This window comes from Rhodopseudomonas sp. BR0M22, from assembly GCF_010907035.1.
Classification (GTDB): domain Bacteria; phylum Pseudomonadota; class Alphaproteobacteria; order Rhizobiales; family Xanthobacteraceae; genus Rhodopseudomonas.
The window spans coordinates 51,529-76,042 of sequence record NZ_QUMK01000001.1 but is presented as its reverse complement, the minus strand read 5'-3'; the positions used below and the strand labels follow the sequence as shown (position 1 = coordinate 76,042).

The following is a 24,514-nucleotide window of genomic DNA, read 5'->3' as shown; positions in this document are numbered from 1 at the left end:
CCGGTTCGGCAGTTAACGTAAAAATTGCAAGAAACGGTTAGCGCCACGGTATAGATTCACTGTTTGGCCAGCGCCGCGCGGTAGCCGGCGAGCACGCCCTCGACCATCGCCTTCTGCGAAAAGTGCAGGAAGATCCGCTCGCGCAAAAGTTTCGCGCGGTCGCGAGCGGTCGTCGGATCGTCGAGCGCGGCGGCGATTGCAGCCGCCATCGCGGCCGGATCGTTGGGTGCGAACAGTGCTGGACGATGCTCGGGGCCGAAGATCTCCGGGATGCCACCGACATCGGCGGCGATCATGGGGACGCCGGCGGCTGCGGCCTCGATCACCACATACGGCATGGAATCGCCGCGCGACGGCACCACCAGCAGACGGCCCTGCGCGAAGCCGTGGCGCGCCTTGACATGGCCGATGAAGCGCACGGCGGCCCCAAGATCGAGCCGCGCCACCTGGGCTTTCAGCGCTTCGGTCTCTTCGCCGTCGCCGCCGAGCGTCAGAGTCACACGCCGGCCTTTTGTACGCAAACGTGCAATCGCATCGACCAGGAGGTCGGCGCCTTTGATATGTCGGAACTCGCCGACGTAGCAGACGTCGGTGGCGTCAGGCGCGAGTGCGATGGGATCGAATTCGCCGGCGGTGACACCGTTGAACACGCAGCGTACCAACCCCTCGGGTTTGCCGATCATCCGTTGGTAGGTGGCGCGGGCGAATTCGCTTTCGAACAGAAATAGTTCGGTCCGATTCATCGAGAGCCGCTCGAGCCGGCTGTAAAGCTGGCCCCGCCAAGTCGAGCGCGGGTAGTGCAGCGAACCGCCGTGCGGCGTGTAGACGCGGATCGAGCCGGCGGGCCGCGGCACGATCCGCATGAACACGCCGGCCTTGGCTCCATGGCCGTGCAGCACGTCGGGCTTCAGCCCGGCGATCAGGCGGACAAACCTGCCCCACACGAACAGGTCGGTGACGCTCGGCTCGCGCCGGATCGGCAGCCGATAGACGCCGAGCTTCATCTTCGGGGCGATCTCGTCGAGCGCTGCTGCGGCGCGATCTCCGCCGGTGAGGCTGTCGGTGATCAGCGCGACCTGATGGCCGCGGTCGGCCTGGCCGTTGGCGAGATCGAGAATGTGGCGGATGATTCCGCCGACCGGCGCGCGCACCGCATGCACGATTCGCAGTGGTCGCTCCTGCGCAGAAGAGGTCATCGAACCCCAGCCCCACGCACAGCCGCGCTGCAGCTGCCCCAACGGGGTGCGGCGGCAAGAGACGCGTTCAATGCGGGGGCGATGCGCATGGATCAATCCGAAAAAGGCGATTCAGCTTAGCGACTTTCGTGGTTAACAAAGCGTGTAAATGCCTTTGTCGATACCATGGATGAGTTACACTCATTCGTCGAGATTAACCGCGCAGCAACCTTAATGGTTTGTAGTTGGAGGCGAAATAGAAGGCTCGGTCGCGTCATCTAGGAGTATGCAATGCGGATCGCGTTCTGGCGCCGGAACAAGGACGGCACGGCGAAGACCACGGTTGCGCGCGCAGCGGCCTCGAAACCCGACACCCCAGCCGCCGACACCAAGGCGTCTCCCGGTTTGGTCGCCGAAGCGCGGGGCTCTGCACCGAAGCAGGCGATCTTCAAGCGCTCGCCGGCTCGGGCGCCGTCCTCGGACCAGCCAGCTCCGTTGCTCGCTGACGGCGACATCGACATCCGGCTGATTGGCCAGGCGCTCGCCCGCAAAAAGCATCTGATCATCGCGCCGACCCTGCTGGCATTGGTGCTGTCGCTTGCGATCGTCAACCTGATCACGCCACGCTACAAATCGGAAGCTCGGATTCTGATCGACGGCCGCGAAAACAGTTTTCTGCGTCCGAGCGGCGATCGCGACGAGCAGCGCAACGCGGTCGATCCCGAAGCGGTGACAAGCCAGGTTCAGCTTCTGTTGTCGCGCGAACTCGCGCTCGAAATCATCAAGAAGAACAAGCTCGCCGCACGGCCCGAATTCGACCCGGTGCTGAAGGGAATCAATCCGATCAAATCGCTGCTGGCGCTGATCGGAATCGGCCGCGACCCGTTCGCGATGTCGCCGGAAGAGCGGGTGCTCAACGCTTACTACGAGCGGCTGACAGCCTATGCGGTCGACAAGTCGCGGGTGATGGTGATCGAATTCCAGTCGGAGGATCCCGAACTCGCCGCGCGCGTGGCCAACTCGATTGCCGACGGATATCTGGTGCTGCAGCAGAACGTGCGCCAGGCGCAAGCAAAGGCGGCGGTGCAATGGCTGTCCGGCGAAATCGACTCGCTGCGCAAGAAGGTCTCCGAAGCCGAGGACAAGGTTGAGGCGTTCCGCTCCCAGTCGAGCCTGTTCATCGGCAACAACAACACCACGTTGTCGAACCAGCAGCTCGGCGACATCAACGCCCAACTTGCCAATGCCCGCGCGCTGAAGTCCGACGCCGAAGCCAAGGCGCGGCTGATCAAGGAAATGCTGAAGACCGGCGGCCCGATCGAGGCCTCCGAAGTGCTGAACTCCGAACTAATGCGCCGGTTGTCCGAACAGCGGGTGACGCTGCGGGCGCAGCTCGCCGAACAAAGCTCGACGCTGCTCGGCGGCCATCCGCGGATCAAGGAGCTGAAAGCGCAGCTCTCCGATCTCGACCAGCAGCTCCGCGACGAGGCGGTGAAGCTGTCGCGCTCGTTCGAAAACGATGCTCGGATCGCCAGCAGCCGGGTCGAGAATCTGTCCGCGAGCCTCGATCAGTTGAAGAAGCAGGCTTCGGCGACCAACGGCCAGGACGTCCAGCTCCGCGCGCTGGAGCGCGAGGCCAAGGCGCAGCGCGATCTTTTGGAGACCTATCTGGCCAAGTATCGCGAGGCGACCACCCGTGAGAGCATTGACCAGAGCCCGGCGGACGGGCGCATCATCTCTCGCGCCATCGTCTCGAATACGCCGGCCTATCCGAAGAAGCTGCCGATCGTGCTGATCGCGACACTGGCGACGCTGCTGCTGAGCACGGGCGGCATCGCGACGGGGGAATTGCTTCGGATGACCCAGCCGCGCGGCCGCGAGGTTGCTGCATCCGCAATGGTCGAGCCCGAGCTGCGACCGACGAGCACTGCCGCTGCCGTCGAGCCGCCCGTGGTTGCTCCCGCTATGCCGGCTGCCCCGGCCTTCGCCGCCGCCCCGGAGGTTCCCCCGGCCGTTGCCGCGGCGCCTCCACCAGCTCGAGTGGCGCCGACCGGCGAGATCGACGCGCTCGCTGAGCGCCTGCGTGGAGCCGGCGAGGGGGGACGCAAACTCACCGTGCTCGGCACCGGTGACACCGATTCGGTGACGACGACTGCCTTGGTCCTGGCCCGTCATCTGGCGCAAGATGCCAAAGTGGTGCTGATCGATCTGTCGGAGTCATCGGAGATGCTCAAGGCCGCTTCAATCGATCCGGCAGCACCGGGACTAGCGGAACTGATGCTGGGCGAGGCCGCTTTCGGCCAGATCATCACCCGCGATCGTGCCTCGACGCTGCATCTGGTCAGCGCCGGAAGGCCGGGCTTCGACCGGATGCTGCTGCATTCGCCCCGGCTGGCACTCGCCATCGACGCGCTGATGCGGGTCTACGACCATGTGCTGCTCGATGCTGGAACCGCGTCCGATCTGCCGGCGGAGTTGCTGACATCCCAAGCACAGGCCGCAGTCGTGCCGGCACCGACGATGACGAGCGAAGACCGCGCCAAGATGGCCGAACAGCTGGTTGCGGTCGGATTTTCCGAAGTGACGATGTTGCGCCGAGCCGCCGACCCGATTGATCCGAGCGTGAACGGTCCGCGCACCGCCGCTGCGTAGCCTCCGCAAACGGCGCCGAGAGGGGCCTCAGGGCTGGACGGCCTTGGTCGGCAGCGCGCCGCGCAACCGCCGCACGAGCTGCATCATCGCCGGGCTGTGCTTAACCATGTGCTTGCCGCGGCCGACCGCGGCGAGTGCTGCGGCGGCCACGCGGCCGCGAGGGCTGAGCGCGATGTGGCTGTCGAAAATCGGCTCGAGATCCTTGCAAAATATCTTCTTGTAGTCGTCCGAGCCGATGCCGAGATCGATGAAGCAATAGCCGCGCGCCGCGTAGTGATCGATGATGTGACGCATCAGGATCAGGCCAGGGCTGTACCGCGCGGCATCCGACAGGGTGTAGGTATTGAACATCATCGAATAGCGGCTGCCGTCGGCGACGCCGGCATAGATCGCGATCATCTCGTCGTCGCACTCGAGCGCGTGGATCTCGATCGCGCGGCCACCGCCGGGAAGCTCGGCGGCGCAGGCCTCGCGGATGAAATCGGCGACGCCGGGATCGGCGAACACGTTCGGCAAATGCTGCGCCGCCATCCGCACCGGCTTGATCCGGAAGAACGCGTCGAGCAGACGGTCGATGTCGGCCGGGGTCCGTGCCTGGCCGTAACGATAGCCGGGCAGGTCCTGCAGCTTGCGTTCCTTGCCCTTGAGCCGGCGGCGCATCGAATTGCTGACGAGGTCGTTCGGCGCGGCCCCGGCCGGCAGCAGCAGCACCGGGCAGTCGTTGACCGAAGGCTGGTTCGGCAGCAGCGCCAGCGGATTGGCGAGGTCGTTCCAGCGCAGCGGCTGCTGCAGCAGGGCGAGCACGTCGACATCACCGGCGGTACGAAGTCCGCTCAGCAGCGCGTCGAGGTCGCGCGTATCGGCTGAGGCGGCGAAATCACGGCGCCATAACGGCATGTTGAAAGTGGCGTGTTTGCCGCCGAGAAAGCTCGCCACGCCGATGCCGAATTTGCGTTCGACACCAAGCGGTAGCAGAAGCAGAGGTCGATCGTCGGCGTCGCGCGCGATCGCGACGAACGGCTCGATCCGCTCGGCGCTGCCGACATGGCGTTGCCAGGCATTCAGGAAATCGAACCGCTGATAGGGCGAGAAGTATCCGCCGGAGTGTTCGAGCGCGCGCCAAGTCGGCTCGGCGAGCGCGAGATCGCGCACCATGTCGACGCGGGCGATCCTGCTCTGCGTCGCAGCCGCGCGATCGGCGGTCCGGGCTTCGGTCAGCACGGCCATCATCGTCATCCGGCGATCCAATGAAAACAGGCAAGGGCGCAATTCGAGCCGTGCGAACCTTTACAAACAAATCTCAACAAAGCGTAATGACCAACAGCGAAACCGTAGCCGCACACCGCACCGCGAGGACATAGCCTTGTCGAATAACGGCTGGTGGACGGCGGCACGGCTGCAATTCGCTCATTTCAGCGGCATCGCGCGGGCTTCCGAAGCGCGCGGACGCGGCAGCGGCGTGGTGCTGCGGTTCGACCGGGTCCGCCCCGCGCGGCGCCAGCGGTTTCAGCCGCTGCGAGGGCGCGAGATCACGCCGCAGTTTCTCGATGCTCTGCTGCGTGCGCTGTCGCGCTGGAATTGCCCGGTGATCTCGGCCGACGAGGTCTGCGCACGGATTGGCCGGAGCGGCGCACCGGGACGCTTCGTCTGCCTCACCTTCGACGGCGGCTCGCGCGACATTGCCACTTTCGCTTATCCGATCCTGGCGCGCCACCGCGTGCCGTTCACCGTGTATCTGCCGACTGCGTTTCCCGACGGCGTCGGCGAGGCGTGGTGGCTGGCGCTCGAGCAGGTGATCGCGCGCGCCGATCGGATCGCGCTCCTGATCGGCGACAACGAACGACAGTTCGACACCAAGACGGTCGCCGCCAAGACGCAGGTGTTTCACTTCCTTGCCGGCTGGCTGCGCACGATGCCGCCGCCGGCGCTGAGCGCCGCAATCGAGGATCTATGCAAGCGCTACGCGGTGGACCTTGCCGCGGTGACGCGTGAAGCGGTGATGGATTGGGATGAACTCAGCCGTCTCGCCGCCGATCCTAACGTCACCATCGGCAGTGCCACGGTCAGTTACCCCGTGCTTGCCAATCTGCCGAATGCCGCCGCCGAGACGGAGATCGCGAAGGGGCGCAGGGTGCTGCAGGCGGCGCTTGGCCGGGACGCGCGTCATTTCGCGTTCCCGTTCGGCGATCGTCGCAGCTTCGGCGCCGAGCACGTCGCCATGGCTCGACAAACGGGCCTCGCCGCGGCGATGACCTCGATCCCCGGCGTGATCGGACCGGGCCCGGTCGATCGATTCGCGCTGCCGCGGATCGCCTGGGACGGCCGGCAGCGTTCGCTGCACGCCTTGAGGGTCGTCCTGTCCGGCCTGATGCCGAGTGCGGCGAGGCGGATCGGACGGAACGACAACGGATAGCGGGACCGTGCCGCGGCCCGAAGACGGTTCCCTCGGGCCGCGCATGGAGTTGGTGTCCGATCAATCCTCCAGCAGGCTGCGTAGCATCCAGGCGGTCTTCTCGTGGACGTCGAGGCGTTGGGTCAAAAGGTCGGCTGTCGGCTGATCATTGGCATCTTCGACCAGCGGGAACAGCTCGCGCGCGGTGCGGGCGGTGGCTTCCTGCGCGGTGACCAGATGCCGTACCATCTCCATCGCCTTGGGCTGACCTTCGACCTCGGCGATCGAGGCGAGCTTGACGAATTCCTTGTAGGTCCCCGGTGCCGGGAAGCCGAGCGCACGGATCCGCTCCGCGATCTGATCGAGTGCAGTCCACTGCTCGGTGTACTGCGTCATGAACATCGCATGCAGCGTGTTGAACATCGGCCCGGTGACGTTCCAATGGAAATTGTGGGTCATCAGATACAGCGTGTAGGAGTCGGCGAGCAGGCGCGACAGGCCGTCGGCGATCTTGGCACGCTTGTCTTCGGGAATACCGATGTTGATCTTTGCAGGCTTGGTCATGTCCAGTCCTTGTTGGGATGCACGCCGGCTCTTAGCCGGCGGCTGTAGATAAATACCGTTGAGCAGTATCACGGTGATCCCGCGACCGTTTCCGGCGGCGGAAAGACCTTCGTCGCGATGGCGTTCACTATGGCGCGGTACGCAACTACTAATCATTGTCATCAATCAATTCTCAGGCGTTTTGCCGTTACAGGGCCTGTAAACAAAATGCTTTGACCGCGAGGCGTTCTCAGTTGCAGTTAGTCGACCGATGGAATTCATCGGGGGCTACACATGTTTGCGCATTTGACTGCGTCGCGGCGCTGCGGCGACCGGGGCACGAGACTGAAAGCGTCGCTCATCTCAGCGATCGGATTGCTGGCCGCGATGGGCGCGGGGGCGTCCACCGCAATGGCAGAGGACTTGCCGGGCTGGCTGTCCTACGTGGCGGAATCGTCGCCGGCCGCAACTGCACGGGCGCTCTCTGCGCCAGTCGAAGCAACGCACGACGACGTCGACACCGAGCACATCTTCGGCTTCAGCATGGGCTCGGACATCGGCAAGAAGGGCGAGATCGAACTTGAGATCGAGAATGTCGGCCGGTTCGGGCGGCGGTTCGGCTCCTACACCGGCATCGGCGTACTGTCGCAGGTCAAGTTCACCCTGACCGACAATTTCCGCGTCGCGCCTGGCGTCAGCTTCGCATCGACTCAGATCAGCGGCGTGCCCGACATGATCGATAACCACCGCAACGCCATCGCCGGCGCCTCGATGGAGTTCCGCTACAAAGTACTCGACCGCGACGTGATGCCGTTCGGGCTGACGCTGCATGCGGCGCCGGGCTGGAATCGGGTCGACGAGCTCACCGGCTTCGATGCGCAAATCTACGGCACCGAATTCGCCGCGCTGATGGACAAGGAGCTGATCCGCGGCAAGCTGTTCGCTGCGTTCAATCTCTGGTACTCGGGCGGCGCCACACGCGATCTTACCAACACTTGGTCGCACGATTCCGAGTTCGCCGTGCAGGGCGCGCTGTCCTACAAGGTCAATTCGACACTGATCGTCGGCGTCGAGGCGCGCTACGTGCGGGCCTATGAGGGGCTCGGCCTCGACCGGTTCTCGGGGGACGCGGTTTATGTCGGCCCGACCTTCTCGACGCATCTCACTGAGAAAATCGGCCTGTCTGGCACCTGGAGCACGCAGATCGCCGGCAAGGCCTGCAACGATCCGCGCCATCTCGATCTCGACGATTTCGAGCGGCACCAGGCGATGCTGCGGTTCAACTATCTGTTCTGAGCCAGCACGTACTGCGCGTCACAAAGAAAACGCCGCCATCGGGAGCCCGGTGGCGGCGTTGCCCGTTCGGAAAGGTCACGATCCTACTCGGCAGGGTCGGGACGCGACATCCAGGTGACCAGCGGCATCGCCGGCAGCACCCAGCCGAGGCCGGCGACCACGTAGTACACCGCCTGCAGCCATTTCGATTCAGCGATCACCGGCGCCTGCGCGAAGGCCATCGCGGTCAGCGACCAGACGATCGCCAACAGCAGCAGGCCGACGGTTCCAATCAATTTGCGGGTTCGAATATTCATGCCTCGCTCACACGCCGTTGATGCGTTCTCGCAACGCCTTGCGCGTAAGAACGGCCGGACTATAGAGTGCGGGAAAATCCGTTCAAGGGATGCTTTATGACCATCGCCGCGGTGCCGCCATCGTCCCGAGTTCGCGCCGTGCGGATCTGGCTGACGCTGGTGGCGGCCCTGATCGCCGCGATGGTGCTGGTCGGCGGCGCGACGCGACTGACCGAATCCGGGCTGTCGATCGTCGAATGGAAACCGGTCACCGGCACGCTGCCGCCGCTCGGCGAGGCGCAATGGCAGGCCGCTTTCGACGGCTACAAACAGATCCCGCAATATCGCGAACTGAACGCCGGGATGACGCTGGATCAGTTCAAGACCATTTTCTGGTGGGAATGGAGCCACCGGCTGCTCGGCCGGGTCATCGGCATCGCCTATCTGCTGCCGTTCCTCTGGTTCCTGTGGCGGGGCGCGATTGGGGCTGAGTGGAAGCTGGCGCTGTGGATCATCTTCGCGCTCGGCGCGCTGCAGGGCGCGGTCGGCTGGTGGATGGTGGCGTCCGGCCTGGCGCAGCGGACCGAGGTGTCGCAGGTGCGGCTCGCCACGCATCTGTCGCTGGCGCTGATCATCTACGCCGCGATCGTCTGGACGCTGCGCCGGCTGTCGGACCGGGTGCGCCAGACCGCGCCGGTGAGGCTGAAAGCGACCGCGCTGGTGCTGCTCGGGCTGACCTTCGTGCAGCTCTACGCGGGCGCGCTGGTCGCCGGCCTGCGTGCCGGGCGGGTCTACAACACCTGGCCGACGATCGACGGCGCCCTGATCCCGGATTCGGCGCGGCTGTGGTTCGAGAGCCCGTGGTGGAAGAATCTGTTCGACAATCATCTCACCGTGCAGTTCGATCACCGCATGCTTGCCTATGCGCTGTGGGCGCTGGCGGCGCTGCACATGATCGACGCGCTACGGACGCGGGCAGGGGCCGCGGCACGCGGCGCGGTGTTGCTGTTCCTGGCACTGACGGCCCAGGCCGCGCTCGGCATACTCACTGTGCTGCACGCCGCGCCGATCGACCTCGCCCTGGCGCATCAGGCAATGGCACTGGTGGTGCTGACGTTGGCCGTGCTGCAGGCTGAACGTTTGACGGCAACGAGCGACCCTCAAACCGCGCTGGATCGCGGTGCTGCCGAGCGGCTTCCATCCAAGCCAGTCCTATCGGCATAGGCGCGGCGGCCGACTACAACTTGGCGGTCCTGCTCGTTCGTGCAGGCTTTCGCGCGCTGGTCCGGCGCGACGATTCGAATTCAGCAGTAATCCGGCTGCGCGCGGTTTTGGTGACGACGCCCAGCAGCAGCAGGCGCGTTGCCAGATGCATCTCCTGGGCGAAGCGTTTCCTGCTCCAGTTCACGGCGAGCCAGGCCTCCGTGGTCGAGGCCATCGCGCGCAGCAGCACCTCGGTGAAGGCTTCATCGTCGATGACGCGCTCGATCTCGCCGGCATCCACCGCAGTGCGCACCATCGCGCACCACAATTGCTGCCCTTCGGCGAGCATCATCCCGCGGAGCTCGGCGGCGTGCTCACCCTGCATCGCGGCGTAGAGACCGCGATAGAACGCCGGCTCTGCGCAATAGTGCTTCACCACGAGATCAATCGCCGCCTCGAGCTCGGCGAGCGGCGATCCGGGAAGGCGGGTGGCGAGGCGGGTTTCGAACGCGGCGAACTCGTCCCGAACAACCAGCCGCAACAAGTCGGCCTTTGTCCCGACCAGATTGTAGGGCGTCGCCGGGCTCACGCCGGCGCGCTTGGCGAGCTGGATCATTGAAAACCCGGCACCGCCGGATTCGCGGATCAGGGCGTGCGCGGCTGTGACCAGCCCGCGCCGCCGCGATTCCAGAGTGGTCGTCGATAGCGTCATCTCATGCCGAGTCTGCTGGGATGTTCTCGTAATAGGGAATCAACACGTCGTTGCTACCTTCCTGAACCTGACCGAGCATTGCCACTGTCACGGGATGGACCACGTCGGCATCCGTCATCACCTCGATAAACGCCGGGCCGCCACTGGCGAAGGCGCGCTCCAGCGCCGGCGTGAGGTCGGCAAACCGGGTCACACGCTCGGCATGACAACCGAAGGCCTGAGCGATGTTGGCAAAGTGTGTTCCACCCAGTTTCGAGATCACATGATAGTTGCTGCCGAACATGATTTGCTGGCCGTGGATCGACATTCCCCAGACTTCATTGTTGAGAACCACGGTGACGATCGGCAAGCGGTGCCGGACCATGGTGTCGAGTTCCTGCAGGTGGAAGCCAAACGCGCCATCGCCGGTCAGGTGGATCACCCGGCGGTCCGGAGCTGCGAGCTGGGCGCCGATCGCGAACCCGGGTCCGATCCCCAGGCAGCCGAGATAGCCGTGACTGATAACCGCCCCCGGGCGATCGACCACCGCTGCTGCAGCGCCCCATGATGCGGATTCGCCGCCATCGAACACATAGGTCGCCCCCGGCCCAGCGGCTTCGGCGACTGCACGAGCCGCGTGGTACGGATGGATGCCTTGCGCGGTCTCATGATCGGGGAACATCGTGGCAAACAGCCCGGTTGCCGAGACGGCCTGCGCCCGCCACCCTTCCAACTCGTTGAACTGGACATCTTTCAGAGCTGCGTCGAGCGCGCGCGTCGCCTCGGTGCAGTCCGCCATGATGGCCAGATCGACGTCGCGGATCCGGCCCATCTCGGCCGCATCGCCGTGGATCTGCACGAGGGTTGCGCCGTGCGGCACCAGAACGCCTGAACGTCCGCCGAGCAACAGGCCGAGCTTGCCACCCAGCAGGATGACCAGATCCGGCCGATCGATCCCCAGCATCGGCAACAGGGCGAGGTTGCCGGCGGCACCGCCATTGCAGGAGTGGCCCGGCGGGAGGATGCCGGACGCCAGCGACTTGGTGAACACCGGCAACGGGACTCTCGTACACAGCGCCCGCAGCGCCTCCGCGGTTTCGCGATTAGCTGCGCCATTGCCGGCGATCAGCACGGGACGCTTGGCCGCCTTCAGCAGCTCGACTAATCGCGCAACCTCAGCCGGGGCAGGCGCGGGGCGAGGATTGACGCCGACACCGGCCGGCGGAGTGGCGCGCACAGCGGAGACGCTCATATGCAGCACGTCGATCGGCACTTCGAGCAGCACGGCGCCCCGCGGCAACGTCATCGCCTTGCGGATCGCCATCGCGGTGAGATCGGCGATCCGCTCCGTGCTGGGGATCGAGAACGCCCATTTCACCGCCGGCCGCGCAATCGCGACCTGATCGATGCCGCCTTGCAGCGGATTGGTTTCGATCTCGCGCAGCGGCGGCGCTCCGACGATGAACAGCACCGGTGAACCATCGAGCTGCGCGTTGGTCATCGCCGAGAGTGCGTTGGTGAATCCGGGCCCGGCCGTGACGATGCAGACTCCGAGCTTGCAGGTGGCACGCGCATAAGCGTCGGCAGCGTGGCCCGCCGAGGATTCGTGACGGAAATCGATCAGGGCGATGTCTTCCTCGATGCACCCCTTGAGCAGCGCTTCGAGATGTCCGCCGTGCAGCGCAAACGCTTGGCTGACACCAGCGGCTTTCAGCGTCTTCGCCAGCAACTGTCCGCCGACCAGGCGATCGTGTTCTGCCATCTCATTCCTCCCTGTTGCGGCGTTTGCCGCGGTGTTATTATAGTGCGCTATAATTATAAACATCGACCCGGGAGGACAAGAGGATGGATGAGCGCACGCGCTTTGGTGGAAAAGTCGCGGTGATCACAGGCGGAGCATCCGGCATTGGGGCTGCGACCGGACGGCTGCTTCACGCGGAAGGCGCTAGCTTGGTGATCGGCGATCTCGACGGTGCGGCGGGCAATGCCCTGGTGGCTGAACTCGGGGCCGAACGCGCAAGGTTCATCATCACCGACGTGTCCGACTTCGGATCGGTGCAAGCGCTGATCGACGGTGCGGTAGCGGCCTTCGGGCGGCTCGATGTGCTGATCAACAACGCCGGGATCGGCAGCCTGTCATCGATTGCTGCACTGCCGGTCGAAGACTGGAAGAAGGTCCTCGCGATCAATCTCGACGGCGTGTTCTTCGGCTGTAAAGCCGCGCTGCCGGTGATGGTCGCGCAGCGGGCAGGGGCGATCGTCAACACCGCCTCGGCCTCGGGCTTGGCCGGTGATTTCGGCTTCGCGGCGTACAACGCTGCAAAGGCCGGCGTCATCAACTTCACCCGCACTGCAGCAATCGATCATGCGCGCGATGGAGTGCGGGTCAATGCGGTGTGCCCCGGTCCTGTCGACACCCCGATCCTCGCCGGAATTCAGGGGATCCCGGGGCTGCGGGCCGACTGGGAGGATCGGGTGCCGATCGGCCGGTTCGCCAGTCCGGCGGAGATTGCGCAAGTCATCGCGTTCCTCGCTTCCGATGCCGCGTCCTATGTCACCGGCGTTTCCGTGCCGGTCGATGGCGGACTGACCGCGCACACCGGGCAACCCAATCTGCCCAAGGTGATGGGAGCCGTTCAATGAAGGCCGTAGTCAGGCGTGATGGCCAACTGGTCGACACGGACATCGCCGAAGTCACACCGGGCGAGGGCCAGGTGCTGGTGAAGACGCTGGTCTGCGGAATTTGCGGATCGGACCTTCACGCGCTTCATCATCTCGATCACATGATTGCACTCACGCGCCGCGCCGGCGGACGCCCCAGCCTCGACCCGTCCCAGGACGTCGTGTTCGGCCATGAGTTCTGCGCCGAAGTGATCGACCACGGTCCTGGCTGCAACAAGACGCTGCCTCCGGGCACCAAGGTGGTTTCCGTGCCGGCCGCATTCGGCCCGGCCGGTAACGAACTCGTCGGCTACTCGAACCGCTTTCCCGGCGGCTTTGCCGAACGAATGGTGCTGCAGGAGGCGCTGCTGCTCGAGGTGCCGAATGGGCTTGATGACGCGCGCGCTGCGCTCACCGAGCCAATGGCGGTTGGGGCGCATGCTGTTGCCAGTGCGCCGCTGACACCGCGCAGCGTGGCCTTGGTGATCGGCTGCGGACCGGTCGGTCTGTCGGTGATCGCGGCGCTAAAGGCGCGGGGGATCGGTCCGGTCATCGCCAGCGATTTCTCACCGCACCGCCGCGCCGCTGCGGTGGCACTCGGCGCCGACGTGGTGATCGATCCCGGCGAGCATTCGCCGCACGATCGCTGGGAGGCTCTCGACGTTCCCGCCACTTTGGCGAGCTTCAGCGCCGCGACCCTGCAGGGGCGCTCAATTCGCGATGCGGTCGTGTTCGAGTGCGTCGGCGTGCCGGGCATGCTGCAGCAACTGATCGAGAAATCGCCGCCGACGGCGACCATCATTGTGGTCGGCGTCTGCATGGAAAGCGATACGATCGAGCCATCGCTGGCGATCAACAAACAGCTTTCGTTGCGGTTTGTGTTCGGCTACAGCCCCGCCGAATTCGCCGCCACGCTGCACGCGATCGCCGAAGGACAGTGCGACGTCTCCCCGCTGATCTCCGGGACGGTCGGGCGCGGCGGCGTGGCTGCCGCCTTCTCGACGCTGTCGAAGGCCGACGCGTGCATCAAGCTTCTGGTCGATCCCGGCCGGGCTTAGTCCCTGGGGAGCCTGGGTCAGTCCGTTCTTCGAATGGATCCGCGTCACGATCCTCGGGGCCGCCAAGTCGTGGTGGCCCCGAGGACCTCGATCGCGGCAACGAGTGCCGTCATGAAGTGTCGTTATCGCCGCTTTTCGACCCAGGCGCTGATCACGGGCGACAGGAATCCCACCGGCCAGATGAATTTCGGCCAGTGCGGTTCGACGAGACAGACCAGAGCCGCAAGGGTGAAAAGGACGAACGAAAATGCCGGCGTCGCCAGTTTCAGCCAGTCGCCCCGCGGCGCGACCGCAAGTGCCCAGAGCGCGGTGTTAAACAGCGCGATTAGCCAGAGATTGAAGCCATACAACGTGGTGACGTTCGGCGAGTCGTAATTGTTGCCGTACAGGCCGCAGGTCATCGGCAGCAGGATGATCGACAGCAGAAAGAACAGATTGCCGATCACCTCGCTGCGGCCGGCGTGGCTGGAATAGGCCAACCGCTGCTGGTGGCTGTACCAGAACATGCCGGCGACGATGAAGCTGAGCAGCAGCGTCGAGACGAAGGCACCATAGACGTGCCAAATCTCGTGCCATTGCGGATCGCCGCCGGCGAACTTCTCGCGCGGCGCCTGATAGGCGAGCAGCGTCATCGCGACGCCGAACACGGTGTTGCTGAGCGCTTCCAGCCGCCGCAGTTCGAAATGACCGCTGCTCATCGCCGCCTCCTCGACGACGCTGCCTGAGTGCTTTCCCGGTTAGCCGCCGAGCGCCTGATCGAGGTCGGCGATCAGATCGTCCTTGTCCTCGATGCCGATCGACACCCGCACCATGTTGGGCGCGGCGCCGGCTGCGGTCTTCTGGGCGTCGTCGAGCTGGCTGTGGGTGGTCGAGGCCGGATGGATGATCAGGGAGCGGGTGTCGCCGACATTGGCCAGATGCGAGAACAGCTTCAGATTGGCGACGAGATCGACGCCGGCCTGATAGCCGCCCTTGAGGCTGAAGGTGAACACCGCACCGGCCCCCTTCGGCGCATATTTGCGGGCGAGGGCGGCGTATTTGCTGGAGGCGAGGCCGGAGTAATTGACCTCATCCACCGCCTTGTGGGTGGAGAGGAATTCGGCGATCGCCTTGGCGTTCTCGCAGTGCTTCTGCATGCGCAGCGGCAGCGTCTCGATGCCGGTCAGCAGCATGAAGGCGTTGAACGGCGACAGCGCCGGACCGAGATCGCGCAGGCCGAGCACGCGGCAGGCGATCGCGAATGAGAAGTTGCCGAACGTCTCCTGGATCTTCAGGCCGTGATATTCGGGACGCGGCTCGCTCAGCATCGGATACTTGCCGCCCTTCGACCAATCGAAGGTGCCGGCATCGACGATGATGCCGCCGAGCGAGTTGCCGTGGCCGCCGAGGAACTTGGTCAGCGAGTGCACCACGATGTCGGCGCCGTGCTCGATCGGGCGGATCAAATAGGGCGTCGCCAGCGTATTGTCGACGATCAGCGGCACGCCGGCGTTGCGCGCAACCTCTGCAACCGCCTCGATGTCGGTGATGCTGCCGCCCGGATTGGCGATCGACTCGATGAAGATCGCCTTGGTCTTCGGCGACACCGCGCGTTGGAAGCTGGAGAGGTCGTCAGTGTCGGCCCACACCACGTTCCAGCCGAAGCTCTTGAAGGCGTGAGTGAACTGGTTGATCGAGCCGCCATACAGCTTGCGGGCGGCGATGAATTCGTCGCCGGGCTGCATCAGCTGCTGCAGCGCGACGAGCTGCGCGGCGTGGCCTGACGCCGTGGCGAGCGCGGCGGTGCCGCCTTCGAGCGCGGCGACGCGCTCCTCGAGAACCGCCGTCGTCGGGTTGGTGATGCGGGTGTAAATGTTGCCGAACGCCTGCAGGCCGAACAGCGACGCGGCATGGTCGGCGTCGTTGAAGACGAACGATGTGGTCTGATAGATCGGCGTTGCGCGCGCACCGGTGGTGGGATCGGGCTGGGCGCCGGCATGGACCGCGAGCGTCGCGAATCCCGGGTTGCGTTCGGTCATGGTCGATCCCTCCGTACTCTGGCTGATGGTTGAGCTATCTGATCGGAACCCCGGAGCAGGTCAAGCGCGGGGCGGCAGCCGCGCTGCAGTGTTCAGCCCGGCTCGTTGCGGTTCTTGACGGCGCGGTCGGACGCAGCGGTATTGCCGCCGGAGACGCTCTGGCGGTCGAGCGACAGTCGCATCCCCTTGACCGGTATCGGCGCCCGTTTGGCGCTGAGGGTACGCGAATTCACCCCCATCCAGGAAATCTCCGACGACAACCGGCCGTATTCAATCTTCGGGCAGCGATCCATCACCACCTTGAGGCCGGCGGCCTCGGCTTTCGCGGCGGCTTCGTCGTTGCGCACCCCGATCTGCATCCAGATCACTTTCGGCAGCGGCGACAGCGACAGCACCTCGTCGACCACCGGCATCACATGCGCGGACCCGCGGAATACGTCAACCATGTCGATCGGCCGGTCGATGTCCTTGAGCGAGGCGACGAACGGTTTGCCGAGCAGGCTGTTGCCGACCTGGCCGGGATTGATCGGAATGACGTCGTAGCCGCGCTCGGTGAGATATTTGAACACGAAGTAGCTCGGCCGCACGTTGAGCGGCGATGCCCCGACCATCGCAATCGTCTTCACACCATTCAGGATCGCGCGGATGTAGTCGTCGGCGTAGCTGTCGTGGTTCATGGGCTCAACATGTCCGAGGTCCTCATGGTGAGGAGGGGCCGACAGGCGCCGTCTCGAACCATGAACGTGTGGGTTTCATCCTTCGAGACGCGGCCTGCGGCCGCTCCTCAGGATGAGGAGGAAGTGGAGGTGGCTTACTTATCCTTCCATTCCGGCTGGCGCTTTTCCAGGAAGGCGCAAATGCCTTCTTCGGCATCGGCGGCCATCATGTTCTCGGCCATCACCTGCGAAGCGTAGTGATAGGCGTCGGCGAGGTTGAGCTCGGCCTGACGGTAGAAGGCTTCTTTGCCGACCTTGATGGTGTGCGACGACTTGCCGGCGATCTGCTCGGCCAGCGCCACCGCGGCGGCGCGCTCGGTGCCGTGCGGTACCACGCGATTGATCAGGCCGATTTGGCGGGCTTCGTCGGCGCCGACCGGCTCGCCGGTCAGCAGCATGTGCATCGCGTGTTTGCGCGGCACGTTGCGCGACAGCGCCACCATCGGGGTCGAGCAGAACAGTCCGATGTCGACGCCGGGAGTCGCGAAGGTTGCCTGCTCGGACGCAATGGCGAGATCGCAGCTTGCGACGAGCTGACAGCCGGCCGCGGTAGCGACGCCTTGCACCGCTGCGATCACCGGCTTGGGCAGTTTGACGATCGCCTGCATCATCGCGCTGCAGGAGGTCATGATCCTGGAGAAGCTGGCGCGGCCGCGGTCGGCGTCGTTGCGATGCGCGGTCAGCTCCTTGAGGTCGTGGCCGGCGCAGAACGCGGGTCCATTTGCGGCGATCACCACGACCCGCACGCCGTCGTCGCGCCCGATCAGATCCAGCGCCGCATGAAGATCGTCGATCATTTCCAGCGACAGGCTGTTGCGCGCGGCGGGCCGATTCAGCGTCAGCACCGCAACACCGCCGTCGACGGTTTCGCGCAGCAGAATCGGCGAGGGCTGGGTCGCAGCGAAAGCAGGCAACACGGTCATGGCGGCGTCCGGGAACAAAATGAAGCGCTGGGAACGAGCGTCACCTTATTGTAACAAGCCGGGCGAAGCGAGAGCAGGGGCGGGAACGACATGACACATGCGAGGATGAGCGTCGGCGAACTCGAAGAATTTCTCCAACGCGAGTTCCCGCAGGCGTTCAGCCACGGTGACATCTCGATCGAGACCGCCGATGGTCGCACATCTCTGTTACGGCAGCGCTACAGCGACCGGATGCTGCGCCCGGGCGGCACCGTGTCGGGGCCGACCCTGATGGCGCTGGCCGATTTCGCCATGTACGTCGTGCTGCTGTCGGCGATCGGCCCGGTCGCACTCGCGGTCACCACCAACCTCAACATCAACTTCCTGCGGAAGGGCCAGCCGGGCCAGGATGTCGTCGCGGTCGCCAAACTCCTCAAGCTCGGCCGGCGGCTGGCGGTGGGGGAGGTGACGCTGCTGTCGGGCACCTCGCCGGACCCGATCGCCCATGTGACGTCGACCTATTCCATTCCAACCGCTTGATGTTTTCGAAGGTATTATTGCACCATATTTATAAGCCACTGTAACTGCGAAGGAAAATCCAGCACGGAGGGATTGACGCGAAAGCGGTGCTTCTCTACAAGCGCCCGCAGTCCGGTGCTTCGTGCACCGAATTCCCCCTGTCATGGATCATTCTCATGAAGACGTTTTCGGCCAAGCCCGCCGAAGTCACGAAGAAGTGGGTCATTATTGACGCCACCGGTCTCGTGGTCGGCCGGCTCGCCACGCTGGTCGCGATGCGCCTGCGCGGCAAGCATCTCCCGACCTACACCCCGCACGTCGACTGCGGCGACAATGTCATCATCATCAACGCCTCGAAGGTGGTGCTGACCGGTCGCAAGCGCGACAACAAGGTCTATTATCATCACACCGGCTTCATCGGCGGCATCAAGGAGCGCTCTGCGAAGGCGATCCTCGAAGGTCGTTTCCCGGAGCGCGTGGTCGAGAAGGCGATCGAGCGCATGATCCCGCGCGGTCCGCTCGGCCGTGTCCAGATGGGCAACCTGCGCGTCTATCCCGGCGCCGAACACCCGCACGAAGCTCAGCAGCCCGAGAAGCTCGATATCGGCGCGATGAATCGCAAGAACATGAGGGCCGCATAAGATGTCCGAGACCATGCAGTCTCTCGATCAGCTCGCCGCGCTGAAGACCACCGTCACTGGCGCGGACGCCCCGACCTACACCAAGAAGGTCGACAAGTTCGGTCGCGCCTACGCGACCGGCAAGCGCAAGGATGCGGTCGCCCGCGTCTGGATCAAGCCGGGCGCCGGCAAGATTATGGTCAACGCCCGCGAGGTCGAGGTCTATTTCGCCCGTCCGGTGCTGCGCATGATGATCCAGCAGCCGCTGGTCGCCGCGGCCCGTGCCGGCCAGTACGACGTGATCTGCACCGTTGCCGGCGGCGGTCTGTCCGGCCAGGCCGGTGCGGTTCGCCACGGCATCTCCAAGGCGCTCACCAATTTCGAGCCGGAGCTGCGCAGCGTGCTGAAGAAGGGCGGCTTCCTGACCCGCGACAGCCGCGTCGTCGAGCGTAAGAAGTACGGCAAGGCCAAGGCCCGCCGCTCGTTCCAGTTCTCGAAGCGCTGATCTTTCCCGGTCTCACCGGTCGATCAAAAGGGCGTCCTGCGGGGCGCCCTTTTTTGTTGCGGGCGAAGAGCCGGCGAGGGGCTGCACACATCATTGATCCGAAGCGACCGGCGAGCCGCGCTTTGCAAGCAAATTGTCGGAAATTTCCGGCGAGTTATCGGATAAATCGGAGCTTTTGCACAAACGCGATTTCAATCCAGCCTGGGTCAAATCGGCAGCATGAGGGGATCAGTGCCGCACCCGCGGTGTTGAAATGCCGTCACCGGAAAAGTCACCCACCGAGTACCCCACTATGTCACTCGACATTTCGACACTGTTCCTCGTCGCAACCCTGATTTGCGCGTTGCTCGGTGTCATGCTGCACTACTTCGGCCGCCAGGAAAAAATCCCGGCATTGAATTGGTGGGGCAATGCATATCTGCTCGGTGCCCTCACCGTGGCGCTCTGGACGGTTCTCCGCCCGGTCTTCGGTGAGACCGTTACTTTGGCGATGGCCGGCGGTGGCTTTATCGCCTGCGGGATGGTGTGGAACGCCGCGCGGGTCTTTCATGGCTTGAAGCCGAGCTGGCCTGGGCTGCTGCTCGGCGCGCTGGTCTGGTTCGCCGCCGTTGCCAGCCTGCCAGCCGAGCAGGAAGCACTGCGGATGACGATCGGGGCAGCGATCGTTGCTGTCTACGCCGGATTGACTGCGAACCAGCTCTCTGCCGAGCGGCGCAAATCGATGCAGCGGCGCTGGCCGACCATCGTGGTGCCGCTGCTGCACGGCACGGTTCTGATGCTTCCGATCGTGCTCGCCGATTTGTGGCCGTCGTCGCACTCCGGATTCGTCGGCAATGCCTGGGTGACGTTGTTCGCGGTCGAACTGGTGCTGTACGCGATCGGCACCGTGTTCGTGATCTTCATGCTGGTCACTGAACGCACCGTCACCATGCACAAGACCGCCGCTTCGATCGACCCGCTCACCGGAATGCTCAACCGGCGCGGCTTCTCCGAAGCCTGCGCGCGGATGATCGACCGCGAGGCCAATGCAGGGCGCCCGGTTTCCGCGATGATCTTCGATATCGACCACTTCAAATCGATCAACGACCGGTTTGGTCACCCGGCCGGCGACGAAGTGCTGAAGCTGTTTGCCGCCATCGTCGCCAGCTCGCTGCGGATCTCGGACCTGTCGGGGCGGATCGGCGGCGAGGAGTTCGCAGCGTTGTTACCCTGCTCGATCGACGAGGCGGTGACTGCAGCCGATCGGGTGCGCGAGGCTTTCCAAAATTGCGGTATCGAGGTTGACGACGCCCCGGTGGCGACCACCGTGTCGATCGGCGTCGCCGGCGGACCGGCTGGCGTCGAGCTCGACGTGCTGCTCGCCGCAGCCGACACCGCGCTGTATCAGGCTAAACGTGGCGGCCGGAATCGCGTCGTCGCAACGGCTGAGCAGCCGGTGTCGCTGGAAGAGAGCCGGCGCAAAGCGGCGCAAACGCGCGAACATCAAGTAGTGGCACGCGGCGGTTCGGTCGGGCAGGCGGTCGCCTGAATCTGACCTTCGTTCGATCCGCTTCAATTGCGACGCGCTGTGCGATAAAGACGCCCGTCCCATCACCGACGAGGCGCAGACGCATGATTACGGAAATCGCACAGATCGACGTCAAACCCGGCAGCGAGGCGGAGTTCGAAGCCGCAGTCGCCAAGGCGCGCGAGGCATTCGGCCGCTCCAAGGGGTTTTGCGGCTTCGAGCTGCATCGGTCGATCGAGAAGCCGCAGCGTTACCGGCTGATGGTGAAGTGGCAGACGCTGGAAAACCACACTGTCGATTTCCGCGGCTCGGAGAACTTCACCGAATGGCGCGGTCTCGTCGGCGGGTTCTTCGCAGCGCCGCCGGATGTCGAGCACACCGAGACGGTGCTTACGTCTCAGGTGTAACGGCGAGCGCCATCGGGGCGGTGGCGGCCGGTGCGGCGGACTCGTCCGGCTCTTCGCCGCGCAGATGGTCGATCACCACCCGGCCGATCGCCATCAGTGGCAGCGCCAGCGCAAGCCCCCAAAGACCGAACACGATGCCGAGCAGGATCTGGGTGGCAAACAGCGTCGCCGGCGGGATATCGATCGCCTGGCGCTGGATCAGCGGTGTCAGGATGTAGCTCTCGAGCGCATGGACGCCGAGGAACAGCACGAAGGCGCTGACCACTGCGATCCATCCGGAGCCGATCGCGGCGAGCACGATGACCAGCCCGCCGAGAATTGCGCCGACGGTCGGAATGAACGCGAGCAGGCCGGCCTGGATGCCAAGGATGAACGCGCCGGGAATCCCGATCAGCGACAGGCCGATTGCCGTGACCGCGAACACCGCGATCATGGTGATGAGCTGAGCCAGCAGCCAACGCTTGAGCATCTCGCCGGTGTCGCTGACGATGACCTCCGCTTGGCTCCGGTGGCGCCGAGGCACCATCCGCACCAATCCGTTGCGGTACACCTCCGGCTGCGCCGCGAAGGCGAGGCCGAGAAACAGCACGATGAAGAAGTTGCCGACGGCTCCGATGGTGCCGAGGATCAGCTTCAGCGTCTGGCTGACGATGGCGCCGCCGCCGGAGGCGATTTCGCCTGCGCTCGGCAGGTTACGCGGCTGCGCCGGAGCCGTCTCCGAATGGGCGCCGCCGCCGTTGCCGCCACCCAGCTCAAGGAAGCTGGTGTCGACGCCGTTCCGCTCGAGCAGAGCCTTCACATTGACGATCTGCGTCTTGATCGTGCCGGACAGCGCCTTGGCCTGCTGGCTGATCGTGTTGCCGCCGAGCACGGCGATGCCGAAGAACAGGCCGCTCAGGACCACACAGACCAGCGCCAGCCGAAGCCCGTGCGGACCGCCGACCAGTTTGCCGGTCAGTTCGGTGAGGGCGTTGAGAAAAACGCCGAACAGCACCCCGGCGAAGATCAGGAACAGCGTGCCGGCGAATTGCCAGGCGCCGTACAGCAGTGCCGCGAACGACACGGTGGCGATGCCGCCGAGGGCGATCGCCCAGGTAAGGTCGGTACGGGACGGAACGCGATCGGAAAGAGGGGCGGTCACATGCGGTCCTTTCGGCTGTCGACACTCAGTGTTCGCGAATCGCCATGTCAGAGCAAGCTCCTGATTCCCTTATCAGACCTTGGTAACCATACTTCCGCCAAAACCTGTTCGTCCCATTTTCGCCTTGTTCGCTCTGCGATATGGTCATGCTTCGATGCGGAAGTGGGTGTGCGTCGAGGTCGCGACCGGGGAAGGTCCATCTTGGGCCGATGTCGCGAGAATGGTATTTGGGGACTTATGGGGATTCGCGAGCGAGATTCGTTGGGCCGCGCCGCGCGGGTGGCTTTCGCCGCTGGCGCCTGCCTCGCCCTCGCCAACTGCGCGCAAAACGGCGCCTTCAGCCGGGTCGACCCGAAGTACGGCGTGTCGTCGAGCCCCCGCGTGGTCGCGTTCGGCGAGCCTGTGCCGAAAGGCGGCGGGACCTATCGGGTCGGCAAGCCCTATGTGGTGGCCGGCCGCACTTATGTTCCGGAAGAGAATCCGCATTACCGCGCCGAAGGACTGGCGTCCTGGTACGGCACTGATTTCCATGGCCGGCTCACTGCCAATGGCGAAGTGTTCGACATGGCGTCGCTGTCTGCGGCACACCCGACGCTGCCGATCCCGAGCTATGCCCGGGTCACCAATCTGGCCAACGGACGTTCGCTGATCGTGCGCATCAACGACCGTGGCCCGTATCACGGCAACCGGCTCATCGACGTGTCGAATAAAGCCGCCGAACTCCTTGAATTCAAACACAGGGGCACCGCGCGGGTGCGGGTCGAGTATGTCGGCCGGGCACCGCTCGAAGGCTCCGACGACCGCCAGTTGATGGCGACGCTGCGTCAGGGCGAGCCGGCACCGGCGCCGACCGGCGTGCGGATCGCTTCCGCCAAACCTTTCGTTCCGGACTTCGGAGCAGGCAGCGGCGGTGGGCGGATTCGCGGCGACGTGCCGATGCCGGAAGGCCGGCCGTATTCGCTCGGAAACACTTCGGTGGACGTCGCCTCGGTCGCCGCGACTTCGGAAGTCTCAGCCTCGCGCAGCACACGATCGAACCGCCAAACGCTTGCGCCCAATCCGCGCGCGGTCTCCTACGACGCCGATGCCCGAGAGGCGAGGGCGGAGTACCGGCCGGTCAGCACCGCACCGTCCCGCGGCAATGACGAGATCGGCAATCTGCTGTCGGCCCGCGGGCTCTACTAACCCGCGAACCCGGGCGGGCTGCGGCTCTCTCAATAGTTCTCCTTCAGAAACGCGGTCAGCGCCGCATTCACGTCGGCGGGCTTCTCCTGCTGGATCCAGTGGCCGGCGCCGTCTATGATCAGCTTGTGCTTCAGATTGGGCAGCACCCGCTCGATCGCGGCGAGATGCTTGCCGCTCATTTTGTCGGAGATCACCGGATCGTTGCTGCCGGCGATGAACGCTGACGGCTGCCGGATCTGCGCGCCCTGCCAGGGGGCGGTCAGCTCCCAGTTTCGGTCAATGTTGCGGTACCAGTTGAGGCCTCCGCGGAAGCCGCTTTCTTTGTAGCGCTCGACGAAGAAGGCAAGTTCGGCCTCGCTCAGCCATCCCGGTAGCGGAAGCGTTGCGGCCGAGCGGCCGATGAAGCCGCGACCTTCCGGAACGAACAACGACCGCGCCGGATCGGCGAACCCACCGCACAGCATGCCGCGCATCGTCGCGGCGACGTCGCGCTCGAATTCGGCCTCGGCGACGCCGGGCTTCTGGAAATACTGCCAATAGAAATTGGTGATGCCCGCGGCGCGCAGCAGCTCCAGCGGCCGGCCCTTGCCGCGCCACGGCGGCGGTACGCTGAGGCCCGCCACCGCGGCGAACAGGTCCGGCCTGAACAGCGCGGCGTGCCAGGCCACCGGTGCGCCCCAGTCATGGCCAATGATTGCGGCGCGGGTTTCACCGAGCTCGCCCACCAGTCCGACCATGTCGCCGACCAGATCGAAGATGCTGTAGGCCTCGACCGGTTGAGGAGCCGAGGACCGCCCGAAGCCGCGCATATCCGGCGCCACCACCCGATATCCGGCATCAGCCAGGGCTGCGATCTGATGCCTCCAGGAGTACGACAATTCCGGCCAGCCGTGGCACAGGATCACCAGCGGACCCTGTCCCTGTTCACGCAGGAACAACTCGATGCCATTGACGGTGATCGTGCGAGTGGAAGCCATGATGTGTCCGCCCTGTTTGATTTTTTGAGTTGATCTGGAAGCGAGCTTGCGCCCACGGTAGGATCGATCGT

24 protein-coding genes are annotated in these 24,514 nt (G+C 64.8%); 12 read left to right on the top strand and 12 right to left on the bottom strand.

Annotation, left to right across the window (positions count from 1 at the left end):
• Positions 1-56 precede the first annotated feature (56 nt).
• Positions 57-1,196, bottom strand: coding sequence for a glycosyltransferase family 4 protein (locus tag DY468_RS00345; protein WP_164601297.1), 1,140 nt, complete (start codon positions 1,194-1,196; stop codon positions 57-59).
• Between the two features lie 270 nt (positions 1,197-1,466).
• On the opposite strand from DY468_RS00345, the gene DY468_RS00340 reads away from it, so the two are divergent.
• Complete coding sequence (locus DY468_RS00340) at positions 1,467-3,827, top strand: GumC family protein (protein WP_164601295.1); 2,361 nt, start codon at positions 1,467-1,469, stop codon at positions 3,825-3,827.
• Between the two features lie 27 nt (positions 3,828-3,854).
• Here the strand turns inward: DY468_RS00340 and DY468_RS00335 are convergent, their stop codons facing one another.
• Positions 3,855-5,063 (bottom strand): GNAT family N-acetyltransferase, encoded by a 1,209-nt coding sequence (locus DY468_RS00335; protein ID WP_164601293.1) that lies wholly within the window; start codon positions 5,061-5,063, stop codon positions 3,855-3,857.
• A 127-nt stretch (positions 5,064-5,190) separates the two neighbouring features.
• On the opposite strand from DY468_RS00335, the gene DY468_RS00330 reads away from it, so the two are divergent.
• Complete coding sequence (locus tag DY468_RS00330; RefSeq protein WP_164601291.1) at positions 5,191-6,240, top strand: polysaccharide deacetylase family protein; 1,050 nt, start codon at positions 5,191-5,193, stop codon at positions 6,238-6,240.
• A 60-nt stretch (positions 6,241-6,300) separates the two neighbouring features.
• Here DY468_RS00330 and DY468_RS00325 read toward each other — a convergent pair whose 3' ends face one another.
• Positions 6,301-6,783, bottom strand: a complete 483-nt coding sequence (locus DY468_RS00325; protein ID WP_164601289.1) for a Dps family protein — start codon at positions 6,781-6,783, stop codon at positions 6,301-6,303.
• Positions 6,784-7,173: 390 nt separating this feature from the next.
• On the opposite strand from DY468_RS00325, the gene DY468_RS00320 reads away from it, so the two are divergent.
• Entirely contained in the window at positions 7,174-8,058 is an 885-nt protein-coding gene (locus tag DY468_RS00320; protein WP_246700834.1) for a DUF6662 family protein, read from the top strand.
• A gap of 83 nt (positions 8,059-8,141) precedes the next feature.
• Here DY468_RS00320 and DY468_RS00315 read toward each other — a convergent pair whose 3' ends face one another.
• Complete coding sequence (locus DY468_RS00315) at positions 8,142-8,354, bottom strand: DUF2842 domain-containing protein (RefSeq protein WP_110785468.1); 213 nt, start codon at positions 8,352-8,354, stop codon at positions 8,142-8,144.
• A 96-nt stretch (positions 8,355-8,450) separates the two neighbouring features.
• On the opposite strand from DY468_RS00315, the gene DY468_RS00310 reads away from it, so the two are divergent.
• Entirely contained in the window at positions 8,451-9,557 is a 1,107-nt protein-coding gene (locus tag DY468_RS00310) for a COX15/CtaA family protein (protein ID WP_164601286.1), read from the top strand.
• Between the two features lie 13 nt (positions 9,558-9,570).
• Here DY468_RS00310 and DY468_RS00305 read toward each other — a convergent pair whose 3' ends face one another.
• Both DY468_RS00305 and DY468_RS00300 read right to left on the bottom strand, forming a co-directional pair.
• A complete protein-coding gene (locus DY468_RS00305) occupies positions 9,571-10,248 on the bottom strand; it encodes a TetR/AcrR family transcriptional regulator (RefSeq protein WP_164601284.1) in 678 nt (225 codons plus the stop codon).
• A 1-nt stretch (position 10,249) separates the two neighbouring features.
• Positions 10,250-11,989, bottom strand: a complete 1,740-nt coding sequence (locus DY468_RS00300) for a thiamine pyrophosphate-binding protein (protein ID WP_164601282.1) — start codon at positions 11,987-11,989, stop codon at positions 10,250-10,252.
• 83 nt (positions 11,990-12,072) lie between these two features.
• On the opposite strand from DY468_RS00300, the gene budC reads away from it, so the two are divergent.
• Both budC and DY468_RS00290 read left to right on the top strand, forming a co-directional pair.
• Positions 12,073-12,870 (top strand): meso-2,3-butanediol dehydrogenase, encoded by a 798-nt coding sequence (gene budC, locus DY468_RS00295; RefSeq protein ID WP_164601280.1) that lies wholly within the window; start codon positions 12,073-12,075, stop codon positions 12,868-12,870.
• The gene (locus tag DY468_RS00290; protein WP_164601278.1) at positions 12,867-13,946 is read left to right on the top strand and encodes a zinc-binding dehydrogenase; all 1,080 of its coding nucleotides are present in this window, start codon (positions 12,867-12,869) and stop codon (positions 13,944-13,946) included. The genes budC and DY468_RS00290 overlap by 4 nt, the downstream gene beginning before the upstream one ends.
• 122 nt (positions 13,947-14,068) lie before the next feature.
• Here DY468_RS00290 and DY468_RS00285 read toward each other — a convergent pair whose 3' ends face one another.
• From DY468_RS00285 to DY468_RS00270, 4 genes are all read right to left on the bottom strand, one after another.
• Positions 14,069-14,644: a TMEM175 family protein gene (locus DY468_RS00285; protein ID WP_164601276.1), complete on the bottom strand. Its 576-nt coding sequence runs from the start codon at positions 14,642-14,644 to the stop codon at positions 14,069-14,071.
• A gap of 39 nt (positions 14,645-14,683) precedes the next feature.
• The gene (locus DY468_RS00280; protein ID WP_164601274.1) at positions 14,684-15,964 is read right to left on the bottom strand and encodes an O-acetylhomoserine aminocarboxypropyltransferase; all 1,281 of its coding nucleotides are present in this window, start codon (positions 15,962-15,964) and stop codon (positions 14,684-14,686) included.
• 92 nt (positions 15,965-16,056) lie between these two features.
• Positions 16,057-16,641, bottom strand: a complete 585-nt coding sequence (locus tag DY468_RS00275; RefSeq protein WP_164601272.1) for a CoA-binding protein — start codon at positions 16,639-16,641, stop codon at positions 16,057-16,059.
• 134 nt (positions 16,642-16,775) lie between these two features.
• Positions 16,776-17,603, bottom strand: coding sequence for an enoyl-CoA hydratase (locus DY468_RS00270; protein WP_164601270.1), 828 nt, complete (start codon positions 17,601-17,603; stop codon positions 16,776-16,778).
• Positions 17,604-17,693: 90 nt separating this feature from the next.
• On the opposite strand from DY468_RS00270, the gene DY468_RS00265 reads away from it, so the two are divergent.
• From DY468_RS00265 to DY468_RS00245, 5 genes are all read left to right on the top strand, one after another.
• Positions 17,694-18,122, top strand: coding sequence for a PaaI family thioesterase (locus tag DY468_RS00265; protein ID WP_164601268.1), 429 nt, complete (start codon positions 17,694-17,696; stop codon positions 18,120-18,122).
• Positions 18,123-18,277: 155 nt separating this feature from the next.
• Positions 18,278-18,742, top strand: coding sequence for a 50S ribosomal protein L13 (gene rplM / locus DY468_RS00260; RefSeq protein ID WP_011158318.1), 465 nt, complete (start codon positions 18,278-18,280; stop codon positions 18,740-18,742).
• Between the two features lies 1 nt (position 18,743).
• Positions 18,744-19,226, top strand: coding sequence for a 30S ribosomal protein S9 (gene rpsI / locus DY468_RS00255; protein WP_164601266.1), 483 nt, complete (start codon positions 18,744-18,746; stop codon positions 19,224-19,226).
• A gap of 292 nt (positions 19,227-19,518) precedes the next feature.
• Positions 19,519-20,754, top strand: a complete 1,236-nt coding sequence (locus DY468_RS00250) for a GGDEF domain-containing protein (protein WP_164601264.1) — start codon at positions 19,519-19,521, stop codon at positions 20,752-20,754.
• Positions 20,755-20,837: 83 nt separating this feature from the next.
• Complete coding sequence (locus DY468_RS00245; protein WP_164601262.1) at positions 20,838-21,140, top strand: antibiotic biosynthesis monooxygenase family protein; 303 nt, start codon at positions 20,838-20,840, stop codon at positions 21,138-21,140.
• Here DY468_RS00245 and DY468_RS00240 read toward each other — a convergent pair.
• A complete protein-coding gene (locus tag DY468_RS00240) occupies positions 21,124-22,281 on the bottom strand; it encodes an AI-2E family transporter (protein ID WP_164601260.1) in 1,158 nt (385 codons plus the stop codon). The two genes, DY468_RS00245 and DY468_RS00240, sit on opposite strands and share 17 nt — an antisense overlap.
• 237 nt (positions 22,282-22,518) lie before the next feature.
• Between DY468_RS00240 and DY468_RS00235 the strand changes: the two genes are divergently transcribed.
• Positions 22,519-23,466: a septal ring lytic transglycosylase RlpA family protein gene (locus tag DY468_RS00235; RefSeq protein ID WP_164601258.1), complete on the top strand. Its 948-nt coding sequence runs from the start codon at positions 22,519-22,521 to the stop codon at positions 23,464-23,466.
• 29 nt (positions 23,467-23,495) lie between these two features.
• On the opposite strand, the gene DY468_RS00230 is transcribed toward DY468_RS00235, so the two are convergent.
• Positions 23,496-24,443 carry an alpha/beta fold hydrolase gene (locus DY468_RS00230; RefSeq protein ID WP_164601256.1) on the bottom strand — a complete coding sequence of 316 codons (948 nt, stop codon included), beginning with the start codon at positions 24,441-24,443 and terminating at the stop codon, positions 23,496-23,498.
• Positions 24,444-24,514: the final 71 nt, after the last annotated feature.